8 protein-coding genes and 1 rRNA gene are annotated in these 8,194 nt (G+C 70.7%); 2 read left to right on the top strand and 7 right to left on the bottom strand.

From position 1 onward, the window contains the following. The first annotated feature begins 146 nt into the window (after window positions 1-146). Window positions 147-494, top strand: coding sequence for a sterol-binding protein (locus ADL12_RS16260; protein WP_062703006.1), 348 nt, complete (start codon window positions 147-149; stop codon window positions 492-494). On the opposite strand, the gene ADL12_RS16265 is transcribed toward ADL12_RS16260, so the two are convergent. The 4 genes from ADL12_RS16265 to ADL12_RS16280 all read right to left on the bottom strand — a co-directional run bounded on the left by ADL12_RS16265 (window position 478) and on the right by ADL12_RS16280 (window position 4,624). After that, window positions 478-1,389, bottom strand: a complete 912-nt coding sequence (locus tag ADL12_RS16265) for an ABC transporter ATP-binding protein (RefSeq protein ID WP_079052074.1) — start codon at window positions 1,387-1,389, stop codon at window positions 478-480. The two genes, ADL12_RS16260 and ADL12_RS16265, sit on opposite strands and share 17 nt — an antisense overlap. After that, on the bottom strand, window positions 1,386-2,471 hold the full coding sequence (locus ADL12_RS16270; protein WP_107119927.1) for a FecCD family ABC transporter permease: 1,086 nt from the start codon (window positions 2,469-2,471) through the stop codon (window positions 1,386-1,388). Before ADL12_RS16270 ends, ADL12_RS16265 begins: the two co-directional genes overlap by 4 nt. Continuing rightward, window positions 2,468-3,511, bottom strand: a complete 1,044-nt coding sequence (locus tag ADL12_RS16275) for a FecCD family ABC transporter permease (RefSeq protein ID WP_062703011.1) — start codon at window positions 3,509-3,511, stop codon at window positions 2,468-2,470. Before ADL12_RS16275 ends, ADL12_RS16270 begins: the two co-directional genes overlap by 4 nt. 84 nt (window positions 3,512-3,595) lie before the next feature. After that, on the bottom strand, window positions 3,596-4,624 hold the full coding sequence (locus ADL12_RS16280; protein ID WP_062703013.1) for an HAD hydrolase-like protein: 1,029 nt from the start codon (window positions 4,622-4,624) through the stop codon (window positions 3,596-3,598). Window positions 4,625-4,695: 71 nt separating this feature from the next. On the opposite strand from ADL12_RS16280, the gene ADL12_RS16285 reads away from it, so the two are divergent. Next, window positions 4,696-5,988, top strand: a complete 1,293-nt coding sequence (locus tag ADL12_RS16285) for a DUF1015 domain-containing protein (protein ID WP_062703014.1) — start codon at window positions 4,696-4,698, stop codon at window positions 5,986-5,988. Window positions 5,989-6,043: 55 nt separating this feature from the next. Here ADL12_RS16285 and ADL12_RS53990 read toward each other — a convergent pair whose 3' ends face one another. From ADL12_RS53990 to rrf, 3 genes are all read right to left on the bottom strand, one after another. Continuing rightward, a complete protein-coding gene (locus ADL12_RS53990; RefSeq protein ID WP_208614552.1) occupies window positions 6,044-6,802 on the bottom strand; it encodes a tetratricopeptide repeat protein in 759 nt (252 codons plus the stop codon). Further along, window positions 6,694-7,731 carry a hypothetical protein gene (locus ADL12_RS53995; RefSeq protein WP_159053178.1) on the bottom strand — a complete coding sequence of 346 codons (1,038 nt, stop codon included), beginning with the start codon at window positions 7,729-7,731 and terminating at the stop codon, window positions 6,694-6,696. The genes ADL12_RS53990 and ADL12_RS53995 overlap by 109 nt, the downstream gene beginning before the upstream one ends. A 183-nt stretch (window positions 7,732-7,914) precedes the next feature. Beyond that, window positions 7,915-8,031: ribosomal RNA gene (rrf, locus tag ADL12_RS16295) — 5S ribosomal RNA — on the bottom strand. Between the last annotated feature and the right edge of the window lie 163 nt (window positions 8,032-8,194).

Genomic DNA, 8,194 nt, shown 5'->3' on the forward strand with positions numbered 1-8,194 from the left:
GGGGCGGGGGCGGCGGGGTCGTACTCGGATTCCACCACGCGCTCGGGTTCGACCGCGAGCCCGGCCTCCGCCGGGGTCCCCGTCTCCGGAACTGTGTCGCTCATGCCCAGACGCTACCCCGAACCGCTGGGGTACCGTCGATCGCGATGGCCACGATTGAGGAGTGCCGCGCCGCACTCGAAAAGCTCTCGGACAACATGCAGCGTGCCGAAGGGGACGTCCGCACGGCCGCGACCCTGGACCGCTCGGTCAGCTGCCACATCACCGACCTGGACGTGACGTTCGCCGGCCGCATGGCGGGCGGCCGCATCCATATCCACGAGACGTTCCAGGGCCAACCCCGCGACAAGGCTCAGATCAGACTCACCATGGCCGGCGACGACCTCCTCGCCCTGGTCGACGGCGAGCTGCACTTCGCCAAAGCCTGGGGCTCGGGCCGGGTGAAGCTGCACGCGGGCGTGCGCGACCTGCTGGTGCTCAGGAAGCTTCTGTAGCCGCGACCTTCGTGACCTGATCCTTCTTGACCTGTTCGCGTGCCTTCCGCGCCGCCGGCACCACCAACGGCGTCCCCGTCTCCGGGTCGTCGATGACCTGGCACCGCAACCCGAAGACCTCCTCGACCAGCTCGGCCGTGACGATGTCGTTCGGCGCACCCTCGGCGATGATCTGTCCGCCGCGCAGCGCGATGAGATGCGTGGCGTACCGGGCGGCGTGGTTGAGGTCGTGCAGCACGGCGACCAGCGTGCGCCCCTGCTCCTCGTGCAGCTCGGCGCACAGGTCGAGGACGTCGATCTGGTGCTGGATGTCGAGGTAGGTCGTCGGCTCGTCGAGCAGCAGCAGCGGCGTCTGCTGGGCGAGCGCCATGGCGATCCACACGCGCTGCCGCTGACCACCCGACAATTCGTCGACATAGCGATCGGCCAGTTCGGCCACCCCGGTCTGCTCCATCGACTCCTGCACGACCCGTTCGTCCTCGGTCGACCACTGGCGCAGGATCCCCTGGTGCGGGTAACGGCCGCGGCCCACCAGGTCGGCGACGGTGATCCCGTCGGGCGCGATCGAGGACTGCGGCAGCAGACCCAGCGTGCGCGCGACCTTCTTCGCCGGCATGGACTGGATGACCTGCCCGTCCAGCAGGACCCGGCCCTGGCTGGGCTTGAGCATCCGCGACAGCGCCCGCAGCAGCGTGGACTTGCCGCACGCGTTCGGGCCGACGATCACGGTGAAGGAGTTGTCGGGTATCTCCACCGACAGCTGCTCGGCGATGACCCGCTGGTCGTAGGCGAGGGTGACGTTGTCGGCGGACAGGCGGTTCACAGTGCTCCTTCGGTTGTTCAGCCCGTTGTTCGGCCCGCTGCTGAGGCTCTCCCTGCTGCTGCCGGCGCTCATATCCGGCCCGCCCTGCGCTCGGTGACCAGCAGCCAGAGCAGGTACACGCCGCCGAGCACGCCCGTCACCACGCCCACGGGCATCTGGTCGGCTCCGAAGACCCGCTGGGAGACCCAGTCGGCGGTGACGAGGAGGGTGGCGCCCATGCACAGGGAGGGCAGCAGGTTCGGCCCGGGCGAGCGGGTCAGGCGCCGGGCGAGCTGCGGGGCGGTGAGCGCCACGAAGCTGACGGGTCCGGCCGCGGCGGTGGCGGCCGCGGTGAGCAGCACGGCCGCCAGCATCAGCAGCAGCCGTACGCGTTCGACGCGCACTCCCAGGGCGTACGAGACGTCGTCACCCATCTCCATCATCCGCAGCCCACGCGCATGGGCGAGGACGAGCGGTACCAGGACGGCGCACAACGCGAGCATGGGCCAGACCTGGGCCCAGTCACGGCCGCTGAGGGAGCCGGTCATCCACACGACCGCGCGGGCCGCGTCGACCAGGTCGGCCTTGGTCAGCAGATAGCCGTTGACCGCCGTCATGATCGCGGACATACCGATACCGACCAGGACCAGTCGATAACCGTGCACGCCCCGCTTCCAGGCGAGCAAGTAGATGGCGAGCCCGGTCGCGAGTCCGCCCACCAGCGCGCCGACGGTGACCTGCGCGGCGTTCCCGGAGAACAGGACGATCACCACGAGCGCCCCGGCCGTGGCCCCCTGCCCGAGACCGAGGATGTCCGGGCTGCCCAGCGGGTTGCGGGACAGCGCCTGGAACAGCGCACCGCCGAGGCCGAGCGACGCACCGACCAGGAGCCCGACGAGGACCCTGGGCAGCCGCAGCTCGTTGACGATGAACTCCTGCCCCGCGTTGCCGTCGCCGCCCAGCGTCCTGAGCACGTCGCCCGCCGTGATCGGGAAGTCCCCGGTGCCGATCAGCACGACGCTCGCGGCGAGCGCGGCGAGCAGCAACAGGACGACGACGGTCAGCGCCCGCACGTCCAGCCGGACGGAGAGCCCGCCCGGGGCCCGCACGGCACGCCCGGCCTTCCCTGCCGCCTTCCCTGCGGACTTCGCTTCGCTCTTCACTGCGGTCTTCACAGCTGGGCCGTCCTCCGCCGTCGTACGAGAAAGATGAAGACCGGTCCGCCGAGGATCGCGGTGACGATGCCGACCTGAAGCTCGGAGGGCCGGGCGACGATCCGGCCGAGGACGTCGGCACCGAGCAGCAGCACGGGCGACAGGACGGCCGCGTACGGCAGGATCCAGCGCAGGTCGGGACCGGTGAAGGACCGTACGACGTGCGGCACCATCAGGCCGACGAACACGATCGGTCCGCAGGCGGCGGTCGCGGCCCCGCACAGCACGGTCGCGGCGAGCATCGACAGCACCCGGGTGCGGTTCAGGTTCGCGCCGAGGGCCTTGGCGGTGTCGTCGCCCATCTCCATGGCGTTCAGCGGCCGGGCGAGGGCGAGCGCGAGGACCGTACCCGCGAGCAGGAAGGGCAGTACCTGGGTGATGGTCTCGTCGGTCGCCGAGGACAGTGAACCGACCGTCCAGAAGCGCATCTTGTTGAGCGCGGCGTCGTCCGTGATCATTACGGCCTGGAGATAGCCGTAGAGCGCGGCGCTGATCGCCGTACCGGCGAGCGCGAGCCGTACCGGAGTGGCGCCCCGGCTGCCGCCGAGGAACCAGACCATCGCCCCGACCGCGGCCGCGCCGAGGAAGGCGAACCAGACGTAGCCGCTCAGGCTCGTGACGCCGAAGAAGGTGATGGCGGTGACGACCGCGGCGGACGCGCCCGCGTTGATGCCGAGCAGCCCGGGATCGGCGAGCGGGTTGCGGGTGAGCGCCTGGAGTACGGCCCCGGCGAGACCGAGGGCGGCGCCGGCGAGCAGTCCGAGCACGGTGCGCGAGATGCGGTCGTCGACCACGACGTCGCCGTAGGTCCCCGAGCTCTCGAACAAGCCGTGCCAGACCTCGCCCATGGACAGCTGTTTCGCCCCGATCGCGATGCTCGCCATCGCGACGACCACCAGAATCAGGACAGAGACGAGCAGCCCAACGGCACGTAGCGCCCGTCGGGTTGGGGGCACGGACACGGAGTCCGCGCGCTGTTCGGGAGGACTGTCGACCAACACGCAGTTAGGTTAGCCTACCCTGCTATTCAGCCACGATCCCGCTGCGTGCCCGCGCCCGCCCTCTCTCCGGTACGGTGCGGCGGCTCACAACCCCAGCCGCGCCAACGCCTTCCCCGCCTCCAGCTCGCACACGCCCTCACCAGCCGCCGTCCAGGCCGCCGCGCACAACGCCCGCAGCCCGTCCAAGCCCGCACCGTCACCGTCGAGTTCCAGCCGCTCCGCCCCGGCGGTGGCCGTCCAACCACCACACCGGAAGCCGCCCCCGCCGGCCACGACCTCCGGCTGCCCGGTGAGCAACCCCCGCAGATCCGCGTCGACATAAGTCGGCCGATGCTGCGGCGGCGCGGCAAGCAACAGCGCGCCGTCGGTCACCCCGGTCAGGACGAGCAGCGAGTCGACGTCCCCGTTGAACGCGCCCTCGATGTCGGTGTCCAGCCGGTCCCCGACCACCAACGGCCGCTCGGCACCCGTCCGCAGAATCGTCTCCCGGTGCATGGGAGGCAACGGCTTGCCCGCCACCTGCGGCTCGGCACCGGTTGCTATCCGCACCACCTCCACCGCCGCCCCGTTGCCCGGCGCGATCCCACGCCCGCTCGGAATCGTCAGGTCGGTGTTGGACGCGAACCAGGGCACCCCGCGCGCAACGGCGTAAGAAGCCTCCGCGAACCGCCCCCACGGCAACTCGGGCCCGCCGTACCCCTGCACGACCGCCGCCGGATCGTCGTCCGCCGACTCGACCGGCTCCAGCCCGCGCTCCCGCAACGCCACCCGCAGCCCTTCCCCGCCGATCACCAGCACCCGGGCGCCCGCCGGCACCTGCTCACTGATCAGCCGCGCGACCGCCTGCGCCGAGGTGATGACGTCGTCCGCCCCCGTGGGTATCCCCAGCTCCGTCAGATGTACGGCGACGGCATCCGGCGTCCGCAGGGCGTTGTTCGTGACATACGCGAGATGCATCCCGCCCGCACGGGCCACGGCCAGCGACTCGACGGCATGCACGATCGCATGGCCCCCCGCGTACACCACACCGTCGAGGTCGAGCAGAGCCGTGTCGTACGCCTCGCTCAGGGCCTGCCCACTGCCCTCGGGCCTCATCCGGACACCCTGGCTCATTCCGCATCGCTCCTAGTTCGACGGCTTTCCCCGATCATCCCCCATGCCACTGACACCCGTACGATGCCGGGATGAACACAGCAGGTCACCCGGAAGCAACGGCGCGCCGAGGCCTCGAACTCACCCCGTTCCGAGGCCTTCGCTACGACCCTGACCGGGTCAGCAGCCTCGCCGCCGTGACATCCCCTCCGTACGACGTCGTCGTCCGCCCCGACGGCCTGCACCACCTCCAGGACGCGGACCCGTACAACATCGTCCGCCTGATCCTCCCTCAGGCCGACACGGCCGGCGTCCGCAACGAACAGGCGGCCAAGACACTGCGCCGCTGGCTGTCCGAGGGCGTACTGACCGCCGACCCCGAGCCCGGCCTCTACGTCTACGAGCAGCACGACGGCAATGGAATGCTGCAGCGCGGCATCATCGGCGCCCTGCGCGTGACGGAGCCCTCGGAGGGCCTGGTCCTGCCGCACGAGGACGTCATGCCGCACGTGGTCGCCGACCGAGCGGCCCTGATGCGCGCCACCTCCGCGAACCTCGAACCCCTGCTCCTGACCTACCGCGGCAACGGCACTGCGGCCGACGCGACCGCCGTCATCGAGCGCACGATCGAGCGCCCACCGCTCTTCTCGACCACCACGGAGGACGGCTTCAGCCACCGCCTCTGGTCGATCACCGACCCCGCCGACCTGGCCGGCATCCAGTCCGACCTGACCCGCCACCAGGCCCTGATCGCCGACGGCCACCACCGCTGGGCGACGTATCGTCGTCTGCGCGCGGAGCACCCCTCGCCCAGCCCCTGGGACTACGGCCTCGTCCTCCTGGTCGACACGGCCCGCTACCCGCTCCGCGTCCGCGCGATCCACCGCCTCCTGCACGACCTGCCGGTACCGGACGCCCTGGCCGCCCTCGACGGCCACTTCCGCCTACGCCGCCTCGAAGTCCCCCTGACCGAGGCCTTGGAGGCCCTGGCCGACGCGGCTCGCGCGGGCAACGCCTACCTCCTCGCCGGAGACGGCGCCTTCCACCTCGTCGACCGCCCGGACCCGGCCCTCCTCGCCCGCACGGTCCCCACCGACCGCCCGGCCGCCTGGCGCACCCTGGACGCGACAGTCCTGCACGCCACGCTCCTCGCCGAGATCTGGCACATCCCCGAGGACGACCCCACCCGCATCGCCTACATCCACGACACCGCCGCCACCGTCGAGAAGGCGGAACGCGACGGCGGTACGGCCGTCCTGATGCACCCCGTCCGCGAGGACGTCGTACGCGACCTCGCCCGCCAGGGCGTCACCATGCCCCGCAAGTCGACGTCGTTCGGCCCGAAACCGGCCTCGGGCCTGGTCCTGCGCGCCCTGGACCTCTGAACGCCGAAGGGCGGGACCCCAAGCCCGGGATCCCGCCCTTCATCTCACGCGTCGCTCACTCCTCGCCGCCCTGTTCGGGTCCGCCCGGAGCCTGCGGGTCACTGTGCTCTTCGTCCTCGCCCTCGTTCTCGTTCTCGTCGAAGGCGTCGACGAACTCGACACCGTCCAACTCGGCAAGCCGGTCGGAGGCATCCGTGCTGCCGTCCTTGTCGGCCTCGACGGCCTTGGCGAACCACTCCCGCGCCTCACCCTGCCGCCCCGCCGCAAGCAGCGCGTCGGCATACGCGTACCGCAGGCGCGCGGTCCACGGCTGTACGGCGTTGGAGGCGAGCTCGGGGCTCTGCAGCGTCACGATGGCCGCGTCGAGCTGCCCCAGGTCACGCCGGGCGCCGGCCGCGACGAGCCGCATCTCGACCTGCCCGGCCTTGTCCAGCTTGTGCACCTCGGGAGCCCCGGCCATGTCCAGCGCCTTCTCCGGCCGCCCGAGCCCACGCTCGCAGTCGGCCATGAGCGGCCACAGGTCCACGGTCCCGGTCATCCGCCGCGCGGCCCGGAACTCGGCGAGCGCCTCGGCGTACTTCTGGTTCGCGTACGCCGCGAACCCGGCCGCCTCGCGTACGGCCGCGACACGCGACGCCAGCCGCAGGGCCACCCTGGAGTAGCCGTAAGCGCCCTCAGGGTCCTCGTCGATGAGCCGCGCGACCATCACCAGATTCTTGGCGACGTCCTCCGCGAGCGTCTTCGGCAGACTCTGCAGCTCCTGCCGTACGTCCTTGTCGATCTCGTCGCCCGTGACGTCCTCCGGGATAGGCAGCCGCTTGATCGGCTCGCGATCCCGATCCCGCTCATCACGGAACCGGCCACCGCCACGCCGGTCATCCCGACGGTCATCACGCCCACGGAACCCTCCGGGACGCCCACCGCGGTCGTCCCGACGGGGCCCACGACCGCCACGGTCGTCCCGCCCCCCGAACCCACCGCGCTCACCCCGGCTGTCGTCACGCCGGAACCCACCACGCTCACCCCGGCTGTCGTCCCGCCGGAACCCACCACGCTCACCCCGGCTGTCATCGCGCCTAAAGCCGCCGCGATCCCCGCGGTCCTCACCACGCCGGTCGTCCCGACGGAACCCACGATCCCGGTCGCCGCCCCGCTCACCGCGGTCGTCCCGCCGGAAGCCACGGTCCCGGTCGTCCCTCCGGAACCCGCCCCGCTCGCCGTCACGGCGATCGTCCCGCCGGTCATCACGCCGGTCGTCACGGCGGTCATCGCGCCGGTCGTCGCGCCGGAAACCACGGTCACGGTCATCGCCCCGACGGTCGTCACGGCGACCGTAGCTGCCACGCTCACCGCGGTCGTCCCGCCGGAACCCACCACGGTCGTCGTCCCGACGCTCTCCGCGGTCGTCGCGACGGTGGGCGGGTCGGTCGCCGTCACGACGGAATCCGCGCTCGCGATCCCGATCGTCCCGACGCGGCCCACCCGACCGGTCGTCACGACGGAACGCGGGACGGGGCCCCCGGTCGCCGTCACGGCGGTCATCACGCCGATCGTCCCGGCGGTCGTCGCGCCGGTCATCGCGGCGATCGTCAGGTCGGCCGCCATAGCCACCACGAGTGTCATCACGCCGGTAACGACCGCGGTCACCACGGTCGTTGTCCCTGTCACGACGGTCGTTGTCGCGCCGGAAACCACCCCGGTCCCCGCGGAAACCACCTCGGTCACCCCGGTCGCCGCGGTCACCACTGTCCCGTCGCCGCTGGTCGCGCTCCGGTCGATCGTCGGGAGAGTTGGTGGACATCGGTGACTCCTGTCTTCGGTACCGCAAGTCATTCTCGCGCAGTCGGCTACCCAGCGCGCTCCGGAAAAACAAAAAAGGACCTCTGGTCCCAGCTTGACGCTGGGACCAGAGGTCCTCCAAAGATTGTTCGGCGGCGTCCTACTCTCCCACAGGGTCCCCCCTGCAGTACCATCGGCGCTGTAAGGCTTAGCTTCCGGGTTCGAAATGTAACCGGGCGTTTCCCTCACGCTATAACCACCGAAACCCTAATGGTTTCGAGCGAACAAGCACACTCTTCTGTTGTCTGTTCTACTCAAAAAACCGGCAACGGTCGTTGCCTCAGAACTAACACAGTGGACGCGAGCAACTGAGGACAAGCCCTCGGCCTATTAGTACCGGTCACCTCCACACCTTACGGTGCTTCCA

Origin of the sequence: Streptomyces regalis, from assembly GCF_001509475.1 — a bacterium.
Lineage (GTDB): Bacteria > Actinomycetota > Actinomycetes > Streptomycetales > Streptomycetaceae > Streptomyces > Streptomyces regalis.